The 21,679-nt window shown below is 70.5% G+C and carries 22 protein-coding genes; 12 read left to right on the forward strand and 10 right to left on the reverse strand.

The genetic code is table 11. From position 1 onward, the window contains the following. Positions 1–220 precede the first annotated feature (220 nt). On the reverse strand, positions 221–679 hold the full coding sequence (locus OG928_RS32050) for a hypothetical protein (protein ID WP_406290312.1): 459 nt from the start codon (positions 677–679) through the stop codon (positions 221–223). A gap of 552 nt (positions 680–1,231) precedes the next feature. On the opposite strand from OG928_RS32050, the gene OG928_RS32055 reads away from it, so the two are divergent. After that, positions 1,232–1,897, forward strand: coding sequence for a hypothetical protein (locus OG928_RS32055; protein ID WP_406290314.1), 666 nt, complete (start codon positions 1,232–1,234; stop codon positions 1,895–1,897). 171 nt (positions 1,898–2,068) lie between these two features. Here the strand turns inward: OG928_RS32055 and OG928_RS32060 are convergent, their stop codons facing one another. Then, positions 2,069–2,668 carry a TetR/AcrR family transcriptional regulator gene (locus OG928_RS32060; protein ID WP_406290316.1) on the reverse strand — a complete coding sequence of 200 codons (600 nt, stop codon included), beginning with the start codon at positions 2,666–2,668 and terminating at the stop codon, positions 2,069–2,071. Positions 2,669–2,844: 176 nt separating this feature from the next. Here OG928_RS32060 and OG928_RS32065 point away from each other — a divergent pair, with 176 nt between their 5' ends. From OG928_RS32065 to OG928_RS32080, 4 genes are all read left to right on the forward strand, one after another. Further along, complete coding sequence (locus OG928_RS32065; RefSeq protein ID WP_406290318.1) at positions 2,845–3,666, forward strand: SDR family NAD(P)-dependent oxidoreductase; 822 nt, start codon at positions 2,845–2,847, stop codon at positions 3,664–3,666. Next, positions 3,663–4,304, forward strand: a complete 642-nt coding sequence (locus OG928_RS32070) for an NAD(P)-dependent oxidoreductase (protein WP_406290320.1) — start codon at positions 3,663–3,665, stop codon at positions 4,302–4,304. Before OG928_RS32065 ends, OG928_RS32070 begins: the two co-directional genes overlap by 4 nt. 328 nt (positions 4,305–4,632) lie before the next feature. Beyond that, positions 4,633–5,247 carry a dihydrofolate reductase family protein gene (locus OG928_RS32075; protein ID WP_406290322.1) on the forward strand — a complete coding sequence of 205 codons (615 nt, stop codon included), beginning with the start codon at positions 4,633–4,635 and terminating at the stop codon, positions 5,245–5,247. Positions 5,248–5,515: 268 nt separating this feature from the next. Next, on the forward strand, positions 5,516–6,265 hold the full coding sequence (locus OG928_RS32080) for a M50 family metallopeptidase (RefSeq protein ID WP_406290324.1): 750 nt from the start codon (positions 5,516–5,518) through the stop codon (positions 6,263–6,265). 581 nt (positions 6,266–6,846) lie between these two features. On the opposite strand, the gene OG928_RS32085 is transcribed toward OG928_RS32080, so the two are convergent. After that, positions 6,847–7,296: a winged helix-turn-helix transcriptional regulator gene (locus tag OG928_RS32085; protein WP_406290326.1), complete on the reverse strand. Its 450-nt coding sequence runs from the start codon at positions 7,294–7,296 to the stop codon at positions 6,847–6,849. Positions 7,297–7,417: 121 nt separating this feature from the next. Between OG928_RS32085 and OG928_RS32090 the strand changes: the two genes are divergently transcribed. Then, on the forward strand, positions 7,418–8,335 hold the full coding sequence (locus tag OG928_RS32090) for an NADP-dependent oxidoreductase (protein WP_406290328.1): 918 nt from the start codon (positions 7,418–7,420) through the stop codon (positions 8,333–8,335). A 312-nt stretch (positions 8,336–8,647) separates the two neighbouring features. Then, a complete protein-coding gene (locus OG928_RS32095) occupies positions 8,648–9,835 on the forward strand; it encodes a PP2C family protein-serine/threonine phosphatase (protein ID WP_406290330.1) in 1,188 nt (395 codons plus the stop codon). A gap of 17 nt (positions 9,836–9,852) precedes the next feature. On the opposite strand, the gene OG928_RS32100 is transcribed toward OG928_RS32095, so the two are convergent. After that, positions 9,853–10,500, reverse strand: coding sequence for a TetR/AcrR family transcriptional regulator (locus tag OG928_RS32100; RefSeq protein WP_406290332.1), 648 nt, complete (start codon positions 10,498–10,500; stop codon positions 9,853–9,855). Between the two features lie 258 nt (positions 10,501–10,758). Between OG928_RS32100 and OG928_RS32105 the strand changes: the two genes are divergently transcribed. Continuing rightward, positions 10,759–11,184 carry a hypothetical protein gene (locus tag OG928_RS32105; protein ID WP_406290334.1) on the forward strand — a complete coding sequence of 142 codons (426 nt, stop codon included), beginning with the start codon at positions 10,759–10,761 and terminating at the stop codon, positions 11,182–11,184. Between the two features lie 45 nt (positions 11,185–11,229). On the opposite strand, the gene OG928_RS32110 is transcribed toward OG928_RS32105, so the two are convergent. The 6 genes from OG928_RS32110 to OG928_RS32135 all read right to left on the reverse strand — a co-directional run bounded on the left by OG928_RS32110 (position 11,230) and on the right by OG928_RS32135 (position 17,122). Further along, positions 11,230–11,892 (reverse strand): GntR family transcriptional regulator, encoded by a 663-nt coding sequence (locus OG928_RS32110; protein ID WP_406290336.1) that lies wholly within the window; start codon positions 11,890–11,892, stop codon positions 11,230–11,232. Positions 11,893–12,115: 223 nt separating this feature from the next. Then, entirely contained in the window at positions 12,116–13,000 is an 885-nt protein-coding gene (locus tag OG928_RS32115) for a polysaccharide deacetylase family protein (RefSeq protein ID WP_406290338.1), read from the reverse strand. A 161-nt stretch (positions 13,001–13,161) separates the two neighbouring features. Then, the gene (locus OG928_RS32120; RefSeq protein WP_406290340.1) at positions 13,162–14,412 is read right to left on the reverse strand and encodes an MFS transporter; all 1,251 of its coding nucleotides are present in this window, start codon (positions 14,410–14,412) and stop codon (positions 13,162–13,164) included. A 627-nt stretch (positions 14,413–15,039) separates the two neighbouring features. Continuing rightward, positions 15,040–15,813, reverse strand: coding sequence for a sulfite exporter TauE/SafE family protein (locus OG928_RS32125; protein ID WP_406290342.1), 774 nt, complete (start codon positions 15,811–15,813; stop codon positions 15,040–15,042). A 14-nt stretch (positions 15,814–15,827) separates the two neighbouring features. Beyond that, positions 15,828–16,703 carry a fumarylacetoacetate hydrolase family protein gene (locus OG928_RS32130; RefSeq protein ID WP_406290344.1) on the reverse strand — a complete coding sequence of 292 codons (876 nt, stop codon included), beginning with the start codon at positions 16,701–16,703 and terminating at the stop codon, positions 15,828–15,830. Beyond that, entirely contained in the window at positions 16,700–17,122 is a 423-nt protein-coding gene (locus OG928_RS32135; RefSeq protein ID WP_406290346.1) for a RidA family protein, read from the reverse strand. Before OG928_RS32135 ends, OG928_RS32130 begins: the two co-directional genes overlap by 4 nt. Positions 17,123–17,761: 639 nt before the next feature. On the opposite strand from OG928_RS32135, the gene OG928_RS32140 reads away from it, so the two are divergent. The 4 genes from OG928_RS32140 to OG928_RS32155 all read left to right on the forward strand — a co-directional run bounded on the left by OG928_RS32140 (position 17,762) and on the right by OG928_RS32155 (position 21,215). Then, positions 17,762–18,427 carry a maleylpyruvate isomerase N-terminal domain-containing protein gene (locus OG928_RS32140; protein WP_406290349.1) on the forward strand — a complete coding sequence of 222 codons (666 nt, stop codon included), beginning with the start codon at positions 17,762–17,764 and terminating at the stop codon, positions 18,425–18,427. A 575-nt stretch (positions 18,428–19,002) separates the two neighbouring features. Next, positions 19,003–19,509, forward strand: a complete 507-nt coding sequence (locus OG928_RS32145; protein ID WP_406290351.1) for a SigE family RNA polymerase sigma factor — start codon at positions 19,003–19,005, stop codon at positions 19,507–19,509. Further along, positions 19,506–19,895 (forward strand): cellulase, encoded by a 390-nt coding sequence (locus OG928_RS32150; RefSeq protein ID WP_406290353.1) that lies wholly within the window; start codon positions 19,506–19,508, stop codon positions 19,893–19,895. The genes OG928_RS32145 and OG928_RS32150 overlap by 4 nt, the downstream gene beginning before the upstream one ends. A 159-nt stretch (positions 19,896–20,054) precedes the next feature. Beyond that, a complete protein-coding gene (locus tag OG928_RS32155) occupies positions 20,055–21,215 on the forward strand; it encodes a hypothetical protein (protein WP_406290355.1) in 1,161 nt (386 codons plus the stop codon). The last annotated feature ends 464 nt before the right edge of the window (positions 21,216–21,679 follow it).

Raw genomic sequence — 21,679 nt, forward strand, 5'->3', positions numbered from 1 at the left:
ATACGGGTAGGGCAGTTGATCCCTCTTCCGCCCGCACCGCAGAGACGGCCGCCGAACCTGGCGGTGAGTTGCGTGGCTTTTGCCGGGGGCACCGGTCCCACACGGCGGCCCGCGCCACCGCGATCGTCCCCGACGACGAGCGCACGAATCCACCACCTCGCGGACAGCAGCCCGCGATCCGTCGGCAGAGCACCATGGCCGTCCACGCGCCGGGGCTGTCTCATGTGACGTTGTCGGCGGGACGGACTTCGCGGTCCGACGGGCTGAGGAGTGTGCTGCCGGGCTCGGTCAGCCTGGTGCGCCGCGGCGGAGGTTTCCAAATGAACGCGTCGGCTATCTCGGGGGAAAAGGGCTCCTGTTGCCACCGATCGGTGATGTCGAGCCACCGCTCGATGACGGCTGCGCGCGCACTTCTCATGCTTTCGCGGTTGTAGCGCAGGTCGAACGAGTAGACCCGGCCGCCGTCCGACACAACGGTGCCGAACTCGGAGTCGCCGCCGTCGGGGAAAAGGTAGACGAGAACCGTGTCGGCAGGGACGAGTCCGCGCTCGTTCAGCAGTTCCCGCAGACGCACCCACAAGCCGTACCGGCTCGTCCGCATCAACCGGGTGCAGTTCACATAGATCGTGCTCGGTGAACGTTCTCGGCCGGTTGCGCCGCGCGGCAGGCGGCCGGCCAACGCCCGCCAGCGCTCACGCGCTTCGGACACCATCAGCGCTTCGGGACGTGCCTGCTCGACGGGGATGATGGCGCGTGGCTGGACGCCGCGATGCCGCGATGACCGCGTCCGGTGTGACCGGCTGCGGCGCGACGGCTCTTGTGGGAGCCGGACAAGGGGCCTACGAGGCATGGGCCTTTCGGATCGAGATCATGGCCTCATCCTGCCAGGTTCGGCCTTGGAACGATCCACACGAGGGGTACGAATTGTCGACATCCGTCGAGTCCTTGACGGCGCAGGTGCCCGCGTTCGCGGCCTACGTTCGCCAGGCGACGCTGCTGCGTCCCGCCGCGGGGGATCCCGGTGTCGGGGACAGCGGGATCGGGGGACCGTTGTTGTGGCCCGCCCACGAGCCGTGGCCGTTGTGCGGGGCTCCTCACATGGTGAAGGTGCGCGAGAAGCTGTCGGAGGACGAGCGCGACGCCTGGGAGCGCATCAGCCCGGTCCAAGAGACGGGTGACACGACCTTCGCTGCTCCGCGAACGCGAGGCCGCGACCATTCGGGATCGGACCATGGGGGGCGATTGGTCCACGGTCAAGTGGGACTCGGTCGACATGATCACGGGGGAGAAGGAGGGATGGGCGCGGGACACCTCCGGTCCCGACGTGCCGATGGTGCCCGTGCTCCAGTTGTACGCCCGTGACGTGCCGGGGGTTCATTGGCCGGACTGCCGCGATGTGCTGCAGGTGTTGTGGTGTCCGAACGACCACAAGGAACCGCCGGGCCAGGACGGTTACTGGGGGCCCACCGTCGAGCTGCGCTACCGGTCCTCGGCCGCTGTGGGGACGGTGGCGACTCCGCCCCGGCCGGAGCGTCGCAGCGACCACCTCCTGCCGCTGCCCTGCTCGCTCGCCCCGCTGGAGATCGCCGATCTGCCGTCCGCGCACGACCTGCCCGAGGACCTCCACGTCCGGGGGCGCCGCTGGGCGCGGGCGCGCGACACCGACTTCGATCGTGACCTGGCCTGCCGTCGGGGCTGGAAGATCGGAGGTTGGCCCGGCCGGCACGCCATCGACCCGATCCCTCTCGACTGCTTCTGCGGCGCTGGGATGCGGCTGCTCCTGACCGTGGAGAGCCGCGGCCACGACCGCCGCTTCATCGCCGGCCACTTCGACCAACTCCGCCTCTTCACGTGCCCCGCCAACCCCTCCCACCCCATCCGGCTGAACATCCAGTGACCCCCTGCTCGGCCGCCCGGACCTCGGGGACGCACTGCGCCGAGGGCGCCACCACGACCAACCCGGCACCGAGCGCGATTTCGCAGGCTGCCTGCGGGTGCGCTCGGGTTGTCGTGCCCGGCGCCCGCCTTGGCCTGTTGTCGGGCACCGGCGTGGCGTGGTTCCTCGTCCTCAGCCGCCCGCCGCCCGGTACACGGCCGTGACGGCAGTCGCGACGAGGTCCGCCACCTCCGCCGGGTCGCGAGCGGGGTCGCGGCGGGCCAGCCCGTCGTAGGTCTCGAAACCGGTGAGCTGCCAGATGACGTCGATCGTGTCGGCGGCGGTCTCCTGTCCACGGTGCCGGAGGAGCGCGGACAACGCGGATCGGCGCATGTCGTCGCGCTCGCGCAGCAGTCGGTCGAGGTCGGAGTCCAGGACGGCCATCCCGCGCAGTCTGCGGATCACGACCTGATCCGATGCCCAGAAGCGACAGAAGCCCTCGCTGAACCGACGCAACGCCGTGTCGACGTCGGGGGCGAGGAACGCCTGGGACGGATCGATGCCCGCCCGGGTGGCCAGCGAGTCGAAGAGGGCTTCCAGGAGACCGGACTTGGAGCCGAAGACGTTGTAGACCGTCTGCCGCGAGACGTCCGCCGCCTTGGCGATCGCGTCCACCGAGATCTGTGTGGGTTTGGCGCCCGCCAGCAGCGAGCGGGCGGACGCCAGGATCCGCAGCCGAGTGTCCTCGGCCGCGGCCTGACGCTTGTCGGACCGATACTCGCGCGGACTCACGCGGCTTGCCCCTTCCACGATTTTGGATTTACTGTCTGTCCATCGAATTCTACGCGACCCTCCGGATCGCGTACACCCCGCCCTGCCATGCCCTGCCCTGCCCTACCCGGGACGCGGTTCGGATTCGGCCGCGACACGAACACGAACATCGACCGCCCTCACCACAGGAGTTCACCATGTCCACCCCACAACCGCTCGACGGACGCGTCGCGATCGTGACCGGCGCGAGCCGCGGGATCGGCGCCGCCACCGCCCGCGCCCTGCACCGCGCCGGAGCGGCGGTCGTCCTCGCCGCCCGCGACACCGAAGCGTTGACCGCGCTGGCCGCCGAGATCGACGCGGCCGGCGGACGCGCGCTCGCCGTACCCACCGACGTCACCGACCCCACCGCCGTCCAACACCTGGTCGCCACGACCGTCGACCGATTCGGACGGCTGGACGCGGCCGTCAACAACGCCGCCGGCGGCGGCCACCCGCCCACCCCGCTCGCCGACGTCGACATCACCGCCTTCGACAGCGCCCTGGCCGTCAACCTGCGCGGCGTCTTCCTCGCCATGAAGTACGAGATCCCCGCCATGCTCGCCGGCGGCGGAGGCGCCATCGTCAACATGTCCTCCACCGCCGGCCTCCAGGCGGTCGGCGGACTGGCCGGCTACGTCTCCAGCAAGTTCGGACTCATCGGCCTCACCAGGACCGCCGCCCTCGACTACGCCGACGCCGGCATCCGCGTCAACGCCCTCGCCCCCGGACCCATCCACACCGAGCAGTTGGAGGCCGCCGGCGAACAAGCACGGCAGGCCGCCGCACAGGCCATGCCCATGCGCCGGATCGGCCTCCCCGACGAGGTCGCGGCGGCCGTGGTGTGGCTCTGCTCCGACGAGTCCTCCTTCATCACCGGCGCCACCCTGCCGATCGACGGCGGCAAACTCGCCGGCGCGCCACCCTTCCGCAGGCCCGCCACCGCCGCCCAGCCGCGGACGAACCCGACCGCGACGTGAACCTGCTCGTCATGGGCGCGGCCGGCGGGACAGGCGCCCACCTGGTCGCACAGGCCCTGGCCGCCGGACACCACGTCACCGCCCTCGCCCGACACCCCGAACGCATCACCACCCGACACGAACGACTGCGCGTCCTGCGCGCGGACGCCCTGGACCGGGCCACGATCGACGCCGCACTGCCCGGCCACACCGCCGTCCTCAGCGCCTTGGGCGCCACCACGCGCGCCCGCACCGAGGTCTACTCGCAGGGAACGGCCAACCTACGCCGATCCATGACCGCCGCGGGCGTACGACGCCTGGTCTGCCTCTCCTCCGGCGCCCTGGACCCGGGAACCGGCACACCACCGGCCCAACGACTGGTCACCCGCCTGATCATCCAACCCCTCCACCGGCACGCCTACGCCGACATGCGCCGCATGGAGGACGACCTCGCCACCGCCGACCACCTCGACTGGACCGTCGTCCGCGCCCCCATGCTCACCGACGGACCACATACCGGCACCTACCGGTACACCCACGACGAGGACCACCCGTTGGACAAGCCGACGAAGATCTCCCGCGCCGACCTCGCCGACTTCGTCCTCGACCACCTCGACGACCAAGCCGTCTTCCGGTCCCGCGTCGCCATCTCCTACTGAACCGCCCACCCCCTGCCCCGCCCACGCCGCGCCGGCCACCCACCGGCGCGCCGTGGGCTCCACGACGCCCTCACACGGAGGCGATCCCCGACGAACGCGCGGGCCACGCTCTCAAAGAACCACGGCCCTCACGCCCGAGCCGATCACGAGCCGATCACGAGCCGATCACGAGCCGAGAATCCGACCCGACCGCCTCGGTTTGTGTCGAAGTGGGCACGGATTTCGCACCGCCGCACCCGACGGCCGCGTTGTCGCCGATGAGTTCACCCGGTCGCCGTCGTCTACCAAGGGACGGGGTTCACCGAACCCCTTTCTCCCGAGGAGCATCATGAGGAAGATCACCGCCGCCCTGTTCATCTCTCTCGACGGGGTCGTGGAGGCGCCCGACCAGTGGCACTTCCCGTACTTCGACGACGAGATGGGCGCGGTCGTCGGCTCGATGCTCGACACGGCCGACACCGTCCTGCTCGGCCGCAGGACCTACGACAGCTTCGCCGGGGCGTGGCCGCAGCGTGAGGCGGCCGGCGGCGAGGACGCCGCATTCGCCAGGGTGCTCGGCGACGTACGCAAGATCGTCGTCTCGCGTCACGAACTCGAGTTCACGTGGCGCAACTCCGAGCAGCTCGAGGGCGACCTCGTGGACGCCGTCATCGCCCTGAAGAACGAGCCGGGCACGGACATCTCCGTGAGCGGCTCGGTCTCGGTCGTCCGCAGCCTGCTGGCGGACGGCCTGCTGGACGAGTTGCATCTGTTGGTGCACCCGATCGCCGTCCGCACGGGCATGCGGTTGTTCGACGAGGGCGAGACCACCATCCCGCTGAGGCTGCTCTCGTCCCAGGCGTTCCGGACCGGCGTGCTCCACCTCGTCTACGCCCCGGCCGAGCCGACCGGCAGCGCCGGCTACGACACCGCCAAGGCTCACCTGCCCCAACCCGCGCAGTAGCACGCCGAGGGCGGGTGCCACGCGCGGCCACGGCGCGAGGCCACGCTCGCGCCGTGGCCGGCCTCTCGCGTGTCGGGGGCGTGTGATCCGGAAAACGCGGGCTCCGGCCCGGACGCGCCGGATGGCTTGACGTGCCGGGGACAGTCACTGACTGTGTGTCATTCGTCAACTGTTCCACGCCCCTTGCGCCGACGCGCCCACATGGCCTTTCATGGCCGGCGGGTCCGCTGCTTCGCGTCCGAGAGGCAGGTCAGAGCATCGGAGTTGCATGGCCCTGTCGTTCTCGCGGCACCTGTGGGAGCACGCCCTCGCGACGCATCCGGATCCGCCTCCGGGGCTTGTCCTCGCCGCCGGGGGTGTGGCCTTGACCTGTGTGGTGCATCGGGTGGCATGGTCCACCCTGCGGTGCTACTCGGTGATGGCACACGAGGCGGGCCACGTCCTCGCCGCGCTCCTGTGCGGACATCGCGTCGTCGCCGTCCGCTTGGAGACCGACAACTCGGGAACCACGTCTCATCGAGGCAAGGGCCGCATTCGCGGACTCCTGATCTCGGCGGCCGGCTATCCGGCACCCTCGTTGGCGGGTATCGGTGGTGCGGCTCTTCTCCGCGCGGGGCACGTCACGGCCGCGCTGTGGGGCGTAACCGCTCTGATGCTCCTGCTGTTGACGACGATTCGCAACGTGTTCGGCGTGGTGATCATCCTCTTCGCGTCCGGTGTCCTGGCTGCGGTGTCGTGGCAGGGCCGGATGGAAGTACAGGCTTTCGCCGCGTACTTGGTCGTCTGGTTCCTGCTGATCGCCGCGATACGGCACGTCGTCGAACTGTTCATACGCCATCTGCTGGGCAACTCCTCGTCCGACGCGGCGAATCTGGCAACCTCCACCGGAATACCGTGGCCCGTGTGGGTGGCGGTCTTCGGCCTGATCTCGATCGCCATGGCCTGGCTGGGCGCCACCTGGCTGCTCGAATACGTGGACGTGTTCGCGACCTGGAAGCCGCCGTCGTCCCCCCGCTAGGCGCCGTCTCGGACCACGACCGCACAACGCGGCGGACACCCCAAGAGCCCGCCGAGACGGCCGTGACCGGTTCTGTAGATCGCCCGGGTCCGTGCCCGGCAGGGGGCGTGGGAGAAGGCGGCGGATGAGTTGGCGCGCCTGGACGCCCGTTTGGCCCGCTACGACGCCGCGCACATCCAGGACGTGGCGGAGCAATCGGCGCGCCTGGACGCCCGCTTGGCCCGGCGGCGATGGTTCTCGCGGTGGCGACCCGCGGCCTCGTCCCGCCGATACTCCGGCGCTCTTTGAGAGGGTCGCCCGAGAGCCACGCCGTCCGGATGTCCGGGCGCATGGTCCGTCCGATGCGTCCGACCTTGCGCGCGGACACACGGGCGTAGTACTCGCTTCCTCCGCCTCCGGCCAGGAAGGGAGAGCCGTTGGCCTGCCGCGTCGTACTCGCGGAGCATGCGCATCACGGTTGCGGCCGACGGACTCGTTCGCGGACGCGCGACCGCTCCGGCGCTGAGAAACCGGTGCGGACTCGACTCACGGAACGCAGCCGAACGCCCCGGTTCGTCCGGCAGCAGGTTCAAGCAGCAAGCTCAGTGTTCGGCTGCCGTGCGGTGGTGTTCCTCGCGGTGGGCGAGTACGTCGGTCATGTGTGTTTCCGCCCAGTCCTTGAGGCCGACCATGACGCGGTTCAGGGACAGACCGAGGTCGGTGAGCTCGTAGGTGACGGTGACGGGCACGGTGGGCGTGACGGTTCGGGTGAGCAGGCCGTCGACTTCCAGCGAGCGCAGGGTCTGGGTGAGCATCTTCTGGCTGGCGCCCGCGAGCCGGCGGGACAGTTCGGAATAGCGCATCGGCCGGGGCCCGTCGCCGTGGTCGACCCCGGGACGGTGCGGGCCGTCGCTGCCGAGCGCCGCGAGGATCAACGCGACCCACTTGTCGGAGATCCGGTCGAGCAGTTGGCGGCTCGGGCAGCCCGCCATGAACGCGTTGTAGCTCGTCTTCTCCTCGGCCCGCTGCTGGGCCGCCGTTCGCGTCGACATCGATCGTTCCTTCCGTACCCGAGGTGGGCTTACGCACTTTCAAGTGCCTTCTTTTGTCACGAGGTTAACGAAACCAGCATGGAGCCCGGAAACGATCACCCCACCGCAGAGGAACGACGCCATGAGCACCCCCACTTTCCGCACCGCCGTCGTCCGCGTCCCGAACGGGCCCGACTCGATCGAGATCATCGACGTGCCCGTTGCCGAGCCCGGCCCCGGCCAGATCCGCGTCGCCATCGCTGCGGCGACGGTCAACCCGACCGACCTTGGCGTCGCGGCGGGCTTCTTCCACTCGATAGGTCTGGTCAAGCAGCCCGAACACACCGGCCTGGGCTGGGAGTTCGCCGGCACCGTGGATGCGGCCGGGCCGGGCGTCGAGCTGGCCGTCGGCACCCGGGTGGCCGGCCTGGTGGTCGGCTTCGACCGCGACTACGGCACCTATGCCGAGCAGATCGTGGTCGCAGCGGCCGACGTCGCCCCGGTCCCCGACGGGCTGGACCTGATCGCCGCGACCACGGTCCCCCTCAACGGGCAGGCCGCCGCCCAGGTCGTCGACCTGCTCGGCGACGCGCCCACCGGGGCCGCCCGGCTGCTGGTGACCGGCGCCGCGGGCGCGGTCGGCGCGAACGTCACCGTCCTCGCCCAAGAACGCGGCTGGCAGGTGACCGGGCTCGCCCGCGCCGGCGACGAGGAGTTCGTCCGCGGCCTCGGCGCCGACTTCACCACGCGCGCCGAGCCGGAATGGGACGCGGTCGTCGACGCCGCCCAGTTGAACGAAGAGGCGCTCAAACTGGTCCGCGACGGCGGCGCCTACGTCGGTGTGCGGCCCGGTCTCGCACCGCCCGCCGAGCGCGGGATCGCGGTGACCTCGCTGTTCACCTCGTCCGACAGCGCCCGACTCGCCGACCTCCTGGCCCGCGCCGCCGTCGGCGAACTCCCGGCCCGTGTCCACGCCGTCGTCTCCCTGGACCAGGCCGCCGAAGCCCACCGGGCCACCGCCAAGGGCGGCCTCCGCGGCCGCTACATCATCCGCCCCTGACCAGCCCGGCGCCGAGTGCGCCGCCGACCGGGCTCACCGGCACCTGCCCGCCGGAAGCCTCGAATGCCGGGGGCCGGTCCCTGCTGCGCACCCGACCCCCGGCCCGGCCACGACAAGTCGTTGTTGCAGGCCGCGCCCGAGCGGTTGCAGGCGCTGATCGTCATCCCAGCTGCCTCACCAGGAAGAACGGCCCTTCCTCCCCCCTGAGAGCAGGGCACACCACACTGGCGGGACAACCCGGGGGATTGTTTCCGCGGCCATCGACACCGGCGATGAGTGGAATGCCCCGCTTCGGGGGGTCAAGCTGTATGTATGCGGTCGTTCCTGCGCTGGACTCCTCGACCGGATATCGGCGGTCACAGCCGGGTCCTGGTCACACTCGCACAGTGCGTACCGTTCGCGATCGCCCTCCTGGTGGTGGTAATCGAGCTCACGCCCGCACACGTTCTGTACACCGGGCCTCTGCTGACCGCGACGCCGGCACTGGCCGCGGTCACGATGGGTCCCAAGGGGACGATGTCGGCGGCCGCTGTCGCCTTGGCCGTCAGCGTGACCACCGCCACCTACAACCAGGCATGGGGTAGTCAGCAGGTCTACACGAATTTCCTGGCGATTCTCCTGGTGTCCGCGGCCAGCGTCACGACCAGTGGTGTCATGCATACGCGCAGGCGGAGCGAGCTCGACCAGGTTCGCCGGATCGCCGTGGCGGCACAGCGGGTCCTGCTCCGGCCGGTGCCCGCGAGATTGGGCCCGGTGCGGACCGCCAGCATGTACCTCGCGGCGGAGAGCGGCGCGCAGATCGGCGGTGACCTGTACGAGGCGGTGCAGACGCGGTACGGGGTCCGGATGATCATCGGAGACGTCCGCGGCAAGGGGCTGCCCGCGGTGCGCTCGGCCGCGGCCGTGCTGGGCGCCTTCCGGGAGGCCGTGCACTACGAGGACGACCTGGTGGAGGTCGTGGCCCACTGTGCGGCCGCGCTGCGACGGGAACGCGCCATGCCGCGGGGGATGGATCGCGACGACGAGGAGGAGCAGGCGGAGTCGTTCGTGACCGTGCTCGTGGCCCAGGTGCCCGAGGGGCCCGTGGTCGAGATGGTCAACCGCGGCCATCCGCCCCCGCTGATACTGCGCCAGGGCACGGTCGACGCCCTGATGCCCGCCTCTCCGCTGCCGCCGCTGGGCCTGGAGGACTTGTTCACCGGTTCTTTCGGCAAGGCGGAGAGTCACGTGTTCGCCCCCGGCGACCGGCTGCTGCTGTACACCGACGGCGTGATCGAGGCACGCAACCGCGACAACGACTTCTTCTGCCTGCCCGAGGCCATGGAAGCGGTGCCCGCAGGCACCCCGCCGCAGTTCCTCGAACACCTGCACCAGGGATTGATCCGCCACACCGAGGGCAGCCTGTCGGACGACGTCGCAATGATCCTCGTAGAGCGACTCGACGCGAAAGCCGACGACAACGCGTCGCGACCACGAACTCGCCCGGACGATGACGGGTAAAAATCCGGAACTACGGTTTATTGAACCTTGGGTGCGTCGAGGCTGAAGCCGGAGGTGCTGAAAACCCCGCTCAGGGCGGCGACGTAAGTCGCGTTCGCGGTGCGGTCGGCGAGTGCGGTGTCGATCGGCTTGCGGGAGACGAGCATCCGGTAGTAGATCGGGGCGGCCATCGCCGCGATGAGTTCCACACCGTCGGTGTCGGGTGGCAGTTCACCGCGTTCGACGGCGCGTTCCACGATCACGGCGGCCCGCTCGCTTCGGAGTGCGAAGAAGTCGTGCAGCGCCTCGGCCGCTCGCGCGTTCTTGGTGGCTGACGCGACGACGGACTCGACCAGTGAGCGGATGCGGGTGTTGTCGACGTACAGGGCCACGATGGATCGGGACAGACCCCGGAGGTCGCCGGACAGTGAACCGGTGTCCGGGAAGGGCACCTCGGTCGCCCCGAGCAGGGTCAGCAGGTCGATGATCAAGCCCTCGACGGTGCGCCAGCGCCGGTAGACCGTGGCCACGTGCACGCCGGAGCGGCGGGCGACGTTCTCCATGGTCAGCCCGCCGTAGCCGGTCTCCCCGAGTTCGGCCAGCACGGCGTCGAGCACCGCGGCGCGAGTACGCGCCGTGCGTCCGCCGGGGCGCAACGATCCGGGTGTGTTCGCACTGTCGCTCAACGCGGACTCCGACTCGAAGACGATCAGAGTGCCAGGTTAGCGCGAAATGTCTCGCATTACGCCGGCCCTCGCCGACGGCGTGCGGATTCCCCGGGCCGGTGCGGGCGGCCGGCGCGGCCGGCCCCGACGAGATCCGTGCGGCGCGGCGCGGCGCGGTGACGGGTGCGACGCGAGCCCTCACGTGAAGTCGAACCGACCGGGAGCTACCGATGGGTGTGTGCTCCCACCGTCACTGACCCGGCGCAGGGCGTACGGGGCATGCTCGACGCCGACCGTCTGGCGCGGTTCCAAGGCTCGGAGCCCGGCACGATCCCGCTGATCACCGAGGACCCCACCGAGATGGCGGCGCTGGCGGATCGGGAGACGTACGACTGGTACCAGACCATCGAGCCCGAGCGGCTGGCGTCGTGGCGCAACGAGGTCACGCTGCGTTCCGTCGAGATGCTCTCGGCGTACGAACCGGCCGACTACATCGCCCGCATCTCGCCCACTCCGCTGCTCATGGTCGTTGCCCGGAACGACATCCTCACGCACAGCGATCTGGCCTTCGCCGCGTACGAGCGTGCCTTGCACCCCAAGCGCCTCGTCATCCTCCAGGGCGGCCATTTCGTGGTCTACAACAAGGAGTTCGCGAACACGCAGGCATTGATGGCGTCCTTCTTCCTCGAACACCTCGGCCGGTGACCCCGGTTCCACCTGCGACCCGCGAGGGCGAGGGCGGCTCGGCGGTCAGTGCGTCGGCAGGTAGGCGTGGGCCGCGGCCTCGATGTGTGTCTTGGCGGCCACTCGGGCGGCGGCCGGGTCTCCGGCGCGGATGCCGGCGACGATGGCGCGATGCTGATCGGTGATCAGGCCCGCCCATTCCTCGTCGGCGAGATTGGAGAGGGTCGAGACGGCGATGCGGTCCCAGACGCGGTGCAGGGCGTCCTCGAGGAACGGATTGCCGGCCGCGACGCCGATGGCACGGTGCAGGGCGAGATTCGCGCGGGCCGCGGCGCGGGGGTCCTTCGCCCGGACGCCGAGCTCCACTGCGGCGACCGCTTCGTCGAGCGCGTCCACCTCGGCCGGAGCCAGCAAGCCTTGCTGCTGCCGTGTCGCGGCGAGTTCCGCCGCCAGCGCTTCGAGGTCCGCGCGGAGCACGAACAGGTGCGACGCCTCCACGGCACCGAGGGGAGCGACGACGACGCCACGGGCGGCGGGAGCGACGAGGCCCTCCGCCTGCAGCCTGCGTAGCGCCTCACGCACGGGCGTGCGACTGACTCCGAGGTCGGCGGCGATCGCCGCCTCGGTCAATCGCTGGACCGGCGCGTACTCGCCGTCGGCGAATCTGCGGCGCAGCGTGGTGTAGACGGTGTTGGTGCTGCCCTGGGGAACATCGGTGGGAAGAACCATTCCTGAAGTATACGTTGCATGCCGTCGTGCGAGCGGCCCGGTCCGGCCGGTCCGGCCGGACCGGGCGTCGCGTCGTCCAGTGCCATGCCATGGCCAGGTCCGAGTGCTCCGCCGCCGGGCCCGGTCCGGGACCGCCCACCCGTGCGGCTCCACCCCGCCACCGTGCAGCGCGTCCGCATCCGCCGCCTGGCCGGCCCGATGCGGCTCGACCGCATGACAGCGGTCAGACGGGCGCGGACGCCGGGCGGGCCTGCCGGTACCAGTCGAGGATCTGGCCGCCCGTCCGGAAGTCGACGTCGTCGTGTGCCCTGATGTGGGCCAACGCCTCCTCGAAGTACCTGAGTCGGTGCGGGGCGCCCATGATGTACGGGTGGACGACCAGGGCCATGACGCGTGGGGAGTCCGCAGAGTCCTTGTACAACTGGTCGAACTGGTCGACGGCCCGCTGGTAGTACTCGCGGGCGGGATGATGCTGGATCAGCATCATGGCCACGTCGTTGCACTCCTGCGTATAGGGGATGTTGACGATGGGGGTGGTTCGGGTCGCCAATTCCACGGGCTGGTCGTCCAGCACCCAGTCGCACACGTACTCGTACCCCTCCTCGACGAGGATGTCCGGGGTTTCCCACGTCTCGGTCAGGCCCGGGCCGAGCCACCCGCGGGGGCGGGAGCCGAGGAAGTTCGTGATCGCCTGTGTGGTGCTGCGAATATCGGCGCGCTCGTCCTCGACCTTCTGCATGTTCCGCTGGGTGAAGCCGTGACCGATGAACTCCCAGCCACGATCCCGGGCCGCGCAGGCGATGTGCGGGTAGTGCTCGATGGCGCCGCCGTTGATGGCCAGCGCGGCCTGCACACCCTGCCGGTCCAGCGTCTTGAGCATGCGCCAGAAGCCGACCCGGTTGCCGTACTCGTGCCAGGCCCAGTTGGGCACGTCCGGTGCCGGGATACCGCCCGCGGGCGGGGTCAGGACCGTGCGCGGCATCGGCTCGGTGTCGGACCACGTCTCGATGTTGACGATGACCCAGACGACCATGCGGGCGCCTCCGGGCAGCGGCATCGGTGCCCGGCCTTCGATGGGGTCGTACTCGAGGCGTTCGCTGGGACGCATGTTTTTCTCCTTCGGTGCGGGTCGGGGTCGGGTCGGGTCGGGAGGCGGGCGAGCCGGTGACGTCGACGCGAGGTTGCGGCGGGTGGGTCGATGCCCGCGGTGCGCCGCGGTGACGGGCGGGGCGGCGTTCGACGGTGCCACCGCGTGGGGTGGGCTTGGGGTCAGCGCTCTTGTGCGGTGACGGGTCGGCTGAAGTCGTGCGGGGTGATCGTGGTCGCGAGCGCGGCGCCGAGTATGGACAGCGCGACGATCTGGACCAGTCCCGCGGTTGTCCAACCGGTGGCGTCCACGAGGGCGCTGAACAGCAGTCCGGCGAATCCCGCGGCGACGTAGATGCAGGTGACGAACAGACCGGCGGCCCGGCTGGCCAGGTCGCTGCTGACGGACTTGATCAGGTAGCCGGCGGCGGCGACGTACATGCCGCTGCTGGCGAACAGGCCGAACAGGAAGGAGAAGCCTCCCTGCCACACGCGCGTGTCCGGTCCGAGGAACAGGGCGCAGCCGCACGCGGCGACGGCCAGATTCAGCAGCGGTAGGAGCACGCGGGCGCTCACCCGGTCGACGATGTAGCCGCCCAGGGGCGAGGCGAATGCGGCCAGGCCGGAGAGTCCGACGACGAACCCCGCTGTACCGGGGCTGAAGGACAGGTTCTCCCGCAGGTAGGAGGCGTACAGGCCGATGAACGCGAAGTCGACCAGGCCGAACAGGGCCGTGACGGCCGCGAGGGTCAGGGGTGTGCGGGACAGGATGCTCGCGGCGCCGCCCGTCTGCGGGTGTGGGCCGTCGGCGGCGGTGGCCTCGGTGAGCCGAGGGGAGACCACACACAGGACGGCGAGGCCCAGGACGACACCGATGATCCCGAAGGCGATCATCGGAGCGCGCCAGGTGTCGTATTCCTTGAGCAGGACGCTGCCGAGGGCCGGGCCGATGAGGGCGCCGGACGCGAAGGCCACGTTGACGGCGCCGATGGCGACCCCGCGGCGGGCGGGGAACGCGGCCGAGGCGACGGTGAGGATGGCGGCGAGTTGCAGCGCCTCCCCGACTCCGGACAGGACACGCCACACCAGCATGTCGACGAAGCCGAACGAGAGCGTCGTCATGGCGGTGGCGACGGAGAAGACCAGGGTGCCGAACACGATGAGGGATCTGCGGCTGTACCGGCGCTGGAGTTGACCGGCCGGAAGCCCCGCCAGTCCCATTCCGAGCGCGAATACGGTGGCCTGCAGGCCGGCCGCCTGGAGGCCGAAGCCGTGCTCTTGCCGCACTTCCGGAAGCAGGACGGGGAAGACCATGCGGTCCATGGCGTTGACCGCGTACGCGAGCAGCAGCAGGGCGAACATCGCGACTGCGAGGGTCGGCCGCAGGGCGGCCTGTCTGTGGTCGATGGGTCTGGTGGGAGTGCCGGCGCTCATGCGGCTCCTTCTCGGTTCTCGTACGGGGTGACCGATTGCGTCCGTGGGGGGTGAACGCCCGCGGATCGGTGTCGTGGGCGGGCCGTCGTGTGCGAAACGGGATGCCGGTTCGCCGGCCGCGGCGGGTGGCGCGGGTGTCGGCGCAGCCGCCGACGTGTGACGGGGGGTTCGGCGTACGCCGGCGCGTGTCGTCGAGGTCCGGACATCGGCTTCGAGACGGCAGCCGGCCGGGGGACCGACGGCGTCTTCCGTCGCCGGTGAGCAGGTCGCGATCCGAGACGTGGGAGTGGTCGATGACGTGGGACCGGTCGAAGTCACCGACGCGGGGGTCGTCGCCTTCCGTGCGCGCCACGCCGATCGGGCGTCCGAGGTGAGTGCGACACCCCGCGGCCGGGAGTCTCGTGTGGGGCGCCGACCGGCCCGGATGCCGCTTGGCGGGGGAGGGGCGGGACGGGGGGCCGGTCCTCGACGAGCGGACGTGTCCGCCCGATGTGTGGCCCGTCCGACCGTTGGTGACGGCGGCTGCGGTGAGCAGGTCGGGTGGGTCGGGTGGGTGTCGCGTCCCGATGCGCGGCGTGGCCGGCGGTGATGGTGTGCCTCACGGGATGTCCCTTGGTGGTTCGATGGTCACAGCCACAAGGCGATGGCGACGGCTGCGCCGAAGGTGACGATGAGGGTACGCAGCCCGCGCGCCGGCAGGCGGCGTGCGATCCGCACTCCGAGGTGGCCGCCGACGAGGCTCGTGACGGCCATGACGGCGGCGGCGGCCCACTGGATGGGGCCGAAGAATGCGAAGAATACGGTCGAGGTGATTCCGACGACGAGGGAGAGGGCGTTCTTGAGAGCGTTGACCTCGTGGAGATCGTCGTCGAGTAGCAATCCGAGGACGGCCAGCATCATGATGCCGATGCCCGCCCCGAAGTAGCCTCCGTAGACGCCCACGACGAACTGCGTGAGGGGGAGGAGAATCCCTCCGTCTCTCGTCTTGTCGCCGCCGCCGCCGCCGCCGTCGTCGTCGTTTGTCTTGTCGTCGCCGCGTCGCACGACTCGCGCGAGTGCGGGCTGGAATGCCAGCACCGCGCAGGACAACAGGACGAGGTACGGTGCCAGGACGTGGAAGACGTCCTCGGGGCTGATGAGGAGTAGCACGGCGCCGGTGAGGCCCCCGAGCGCGCCGACGAGTGCCAGTCGCGGGAGCCGCCGGGTTTGCCGCCGCACTTCGTGCCGATAGGCGACAGTGCCACCGACGTATCCGGGGAGTACCGCGACCGCGTTGGTCACGTTGGCCGTGACCGGGGGGTATCCCACGGCGAGGAGCGCGGGAAACGATATGAGGGAGCCGCCGCCGGCGATGGCGTTGACGAGCCCGGCCAAGAGCCCGGCGACGGCGACCAGCACCACGTCCGGCCAACCGGTCACGACGAGGCGGCGGCGGCGCCGACCTCGTTTCTCAGGTGGCCTATGCCCTGCACGAAGACCGCGACCGTGCTGCCCGGACGGAGATAGCGACCGGTTCCCCACGCCACGCCGGGTGGGGTGCCGGTGCCGATGACGTCACCGGGTTCGAGTGTCATGCCTTCGCTGATGCCGGCGATCAGGCTTGCCACATCGAAGATCATGTTGGCGGTGTTGTCGGACTGACGGATCTCCCCGTCGACGGTGGTCTCGATGGCCAGGTTCTGCGGGTTCGGTATCGCGTCGGCGGTGACCACCCACGGTCCCAGGGGGGCGTATCCGTCGGCCGACTTGCCGACGAACCATTGCTTGTGCCGTTGTTGGCGGTTGCGTGCCGTGATGTCGTTGAGGATCGTGTAGCCGAAGACGTGGTCGAGCGCGTCCTCCCGGCGGATGCCTCGACCGGCCCGGCCGATGACGACCGCGAGTTCGCCCTCGTAGTCCAACTCCTCGGTGAAGTCCGCGTCCCAGGGAATGGTGCCGTCGTGTCCGGTCAAGGCGGTGTGCGCCTTGCTGAACCAGATCGGTGTGTCGGGGACCTCGAAGGCCACGCCTTCGGCCCTCGCTCCCTCGCGGGCGTGCTCCACATAGTTCTTGCCGACGCACAGCAGATTCTTGGGCGGGCGCAGGATCGGCGGGAGCAGGCTGGTGCCGGCGATCGGCTCGAGGCGCGTGCGCAGGAGCTCCAGCTCGGCGGAATCGAGCGGCCGGTGGATCAAGGCCGCGACATCCGTGGCGTCGTCCCGTCCGGGGAGGGCGCGCACGGGCGCGAAGAGGTCGTCCTGGACCAGGGCGGCCGTCGACGAGGTGCCGTGAGGCACGGTGGCCAGTTTCATCGTGTGACCTCCTGCGGGTGCACCACCGCGATGGCGTTCATTTCGAGCTTGAGGCGTGGGTCGACCAGGCGGGAGACCTCAAGGAGGGTGCTGGCCGGGAAGTTGCCCTGGAAGTAGGGGGACATGACCTGGCCGATGGCGTCCTGGTCGTTCATGTCGGTGACGAACAGATCGGTGTGAACGACATCCGCCCAGCCGGCGCCCGCGGCTTCGAGACAGCGGGTCAGGCCGTCCATGACCAGCCGGGTCTGCAGCCGAACATCGTCCGGGGGGTCGAGTTCGTCGTGTTCGTGCGGGTGTTGGTGGTAGAGCGGCAGCGCTGTGGCGCCGGACAGGAAGAGCAGGTCTCCACCGGTGCGTACACGGATCACGGGCGTGTAGGGCATGAAGAGGTCGGCGTCGGTGGATTCCACGTCCACGGGAATGCGGTACGGGTACATCGCTTTGCTCCGCTGGTTTCTAGGGCGGCGTTGGCTGCCTGGTCGGCAATATCGGCATTGGTGGTGTGCGGATCGGCGGGCATAGGCCGGCCCTGCCCGATCTCCAGGAGCCGAGTTCGGTCGTCGAGCCGAGATTCGGTACCTACTGAGATCGACATGCCGAGATCGGCTTTTGCGAGCCGATCTTCCGGACGAAAAGCGCCCGGACGGCGGGTCCTACACCTCTTTTGCCACGTGGTTCGTCGGCGTCGGGAGCGCCTGTCGACCTCGTTGTGCATGCAATGTATGCAAAGAATCCGCTGCGTGCAATAGGTGCGTTCACCTCCGGAGTCGTCGCTTCCGACCCAAAGCCGAGCAGACGGTCGACGCGACCTGGAGGCGGCCTTTCCGGCCGGGCGGGAACCTTGGAGCGGCAGGGCACGATCGCCGACGTCGCGCGCGTCACGCACGTCACGCACGTCGAACGGGTGGTCGCGGGCCTCGTGGGCGGTGCGGCCCGCCTGGGCCGACATCGTCGCGTCGAACTGTTCGTGGGCACGCGCGCCCCGGTCCGGTGTGCCGTTCGCGGAGGAGGCCAAATCGGTCGCAGCGGGGGCCGGGCGCTGCTAACTTGCCGCGGTGGATCTCTTCTCACGCGCTTGGAGTGCGTTGCGCACGGCGGTCGCCGAACTCCCGGAGCAGGACTTCGAGCGGCCGTCCGGCTGCACCGGCTGGCTCGTGCGCGACCTGGTGTGCCACCTGATCATCGACGCGCAGGACGTGCTGATCACCCTCGTCACCCCCGCCGAAACGGAACCGACGCGGAACGCGGTGACCTACTGGGACCTCGTCGAATCCCCGACCGGCGACGACCCGCTCGACGACCCGCTCGACGCGCTGATCGTCCGTCTTGCCGCCGCGTACGAGGAGCCGCGGCTGCTCAAGTTCCACTTCGACGACGTCGGCTCGGCCGCCGGGCGCGCCGCCGAACTCGCGGATCCGAGCATCCGGGTCGGCACGCGGGACCAGGTCCTCACCGTGGGCGACTACCTTTCCGCGTACGTGCTGGAATGGACGCTGCACCACCTCGACCTGATCGCCCATCTCCCGGACGTGGCGGGGCCACCCGCCGAAGGCCTTTCCCGTTCCCGCGCGACGCTGGAGAAGATCGCCGGGACCGCGTTCCCCGCCCGGTTCTCCGACGAGGACGCGCTGCTGATCGGCACCGGACGCCGCGCGCCGACCGACGCCGAGAAGGCCGAACTCGGCGAACTGGCCGCGAAGTTGCCACTCGTCCTCGGGTGATCGTTCGGCGCTGGGCGGGCCTTTCGGCGCGGGCCGGACGACGACGGCGCAAGAACTCGTCACCGGGCTTCCCGATTCGCAAGCCCCGGCCTTGACGGATACGCCGCGCAGGGCTCCGTCCACCACAACGCCGCCGCCCACAACGCCGCCGCCCACGGGGATCCGCCGGCGGGCAGTGCCGCCGGTATCCGCGGACCGGGCGCGCCGTACAGGCGGGCGCCGCTCAATGACGCACCATCAGGGCGCCGATGCCTGCCGTCGGGAACGGTTCGCCACCTCGTACCACCCCTGATCCGGTGGAGGGCGGGGCCGCGTCGGTTCGACGCCGAGTTGCCGCTCGCCTGCGTCGCGACAACCCCGGTACCTGCGACGGGAGTTCGTCGGCCGACGGTGCCCTGATCCCTACCTCGACGACACGTTCGGCGGCACCCGCTACGCGTGGCTGCCGCGAAGCACCGCACCGGGCCTGTCGAAGCGGGCGGTGACTTGGATCACAGCCGTCGGGTGCATAGCGGGGCAGCGGTCAAGGCCTTTCCAACGGTGTGGGGTCCGGGGAGATACGAGGGACGGTGCCGATGGAGGAGTCTCGAACCGAAGGGTTCGACCGGTTCGTTGCGGCTCGCTGGTCGGCGCTGTGTCATCTCGCGAGCCTGCTCACCGGTGGTGATCGACACAGGGCCGAGGACCTGTTGCAGGACGCCTTGGTCAAGCTCTGGTTCGCCTGGCCCAGGGTCGGCGAGCAGGCCCCGGAGGCGTACGTGCGCCGGGTGTTGGTGCGGGCAGCCGCTCGTTCGGCGCGCCGGCGGTGGTGGGGCGAGCGTCCCGTCGAGTACCTGCCCGAGGCGGCCCACGCGGGCGATTCGGCCGCTGCCGTGGACGAGCGCACGCGGTTGGAGACCGCGCTCGCGCTGCTGTCGGCCAAGCAGCGGGCGGCGGTGGTGCTGCGTTACTACCTCGATTACACCGAGGGTCAGGTCGCGCAGGCCATGGGCTGTCCTCTGGGTACCGCGCGTTCGCATGCGACGCGGGGCGTGGCCCGGTTGCGGCAGATCCTGGGTGAAGTCATCGAGCCGGTGGGGTGAACGACGTGATGGACGCCTTCGAGAAGGAACTGGCGCGGATGATGCGCGACACCGAGGAGAGCACGCCCTTCGATTCCGAACACGGAACCCGCCTGAAGGCGGGAGTGCGAAGCCGTCGGCGGGCCCGTACGGCATGGGCGGCCGGCGGCGCCGCGGCGGCGATCGTGGCGCTGGCCGCGGGGCTGTTGTTCCTGCCCGGCACGTCCGCGGACGAGGGCCCGGCTGGTCCCGTCCCGACGGCCCCGCCGACCCCCCGGCCGCCCACCCACGCCCCGCAGACCAACACGCCGCAGACCACGACACCGCCGCCCCCCTCGTCACCGACCACCGGGGCGCCGATCAACGGTGCGCCCACCACGCGCCCGCCGGCCGCGCCGGGCAGCTGACCACCCTTTCCCCACGAAGAAGAAGGTGAAGTCCGCGAAAGACGACGAACACGTGGCCCCGCCCCGGGATCCTTCCCGGCGCGCTCCACGCGCGACACCGTCCCCCCACGCAACCGACAGGATCGACGGGGCCTCGCCCCGGGTCTGGAGCGATACGCCATGAAACGGATCACCGGCAGCGCCCGCGCGCTGCTCGCGACCGCCGCACTACTGCTGGTCGCCGGCACGGCGAGCACGGCCTCGGCCGCGGCCGGCACCACCCGTTGGACGAGCGAGAAACTGCCACCCGGCAACGTGAGCCTGACCGGATACGCCAAACCCGACGCCGGCACGACCTGGGCCGCCGGTTTCAGCGTCACAGGAAGCACCATGGCACCGGTGCTCTACGCGAACGACGAACGGGACGACCGGGGTTGGATCGAGGTGCCCACCGCGCCGGGCTACACCGGGCGCGTCAACGCGGTGGCCGCCTCCTCGACACGGGATGGTTGGCTCGTCGGCGACAAAGCCCGCAACGGCACCACGATCGCCACACAACACTGGGACGGCACCTCCTGGAGCCTGTTCGAGGCCGACGCTCCGCCCGCGGCGAGCTCCGCCGGATATCTGAGTGTGGTCGCGCGCAGCCCCACCGACGCCTGGGCCGCCGGCTGGGCCACGATCGTGGACAGCGTCACCACGGACCCGAACGGCGAGACCACGCAGGTGACCCACCGAGAGGGCATCGTCGGACGCTGGAACGGCACCGCCTGGCAACGGATGCCCCTGCCGCAGCCGTACCCCAGCTGGAACCTCAACGCCATCACGGTGGTGTCCGCGAACGACGTATGGGCGGTGGGCAACGGCACCAACGACAACGACAAGCCGGTCAGCCTGCATTACGACGGCCACGTCTGGTCCGTCGTGCCCACGCCCGCGTTCACCGGCCTGTACGGCGAGCTCTACGGTGTCGTCGCGCACGGCCCGAACGACGTGTGGGCGGTGGGCCGTACCGTCCTGGACCCGAACGACGGGGGACACGCGCTGGTCATGCGGTGGAACGGCCGCGCCTGGCGCCAAGTCACCGTTCCGGCCGAAGCCGGCGCCCTGGCCGGTGCCGCGAAGGTTCCGGGCGGCATCGTCACCGTCGGCCAGAAGACAGCCTCCGACGCGGAACCGTACGGCCTGCGCATCACGGCCGGCCAAGCGTGCTCGCTCGACCTCCCGGCGCCGAGCCCGGGCGGGGCCAACTACACCTCCGCGGTGGGCGTAGACCGCGGTCGCGTCACGATCGTCGGTTCCGGCGCTCACCGGGCCCAGATCCTGACCGGACGCCTGTGATGTCCCCCCGAACCGCCACCCGCCCACGGACGAGCGCGGCGGTCCGGACCCGCTCAAGCATCCAGTCCCACGACGGCCTCGACCGCACCCGCGGCTGACCACGACCAGGGCACCTGGGGCCATGGCGACGGCGCTCCCACCACAGCCGTACCGGTGGGGGCGCCGTCGGCTCAGTCCTGATCCCCCTGCCGCACCCACCACGGGTCGATTCGCACCCCAGCCGCCGCCCACAACGATCCGGCGAGGTTGGGTTCGTGCGGGGCGGGCCCGAAGCAGCCGGCCCGGTAGGGGCGCCACGGCACCTCCGCCGCGAAACGCGAAACGCGAAACGCGACAAGCGACAAGGGCCACACGCGACAAGGGCCACACGCACGCGCCGGCCTCGTCAACCGCCGCTGCGCCGTCTCCGGGCCCGCCGACGTCCGCACTGCCGGTTGCCACCGTCACGGCTTCGACGTGTGCGC

The organism is Embleya sp. NBC_00896, assembly GCF_045207785.1.
In the GTDB taxonomy this organism is placed as follows: domain Bacteria; phylum Actinomycetota; class Actinomycetes; order Streptomycetales; family Streptomycetaceae; genus Embleya.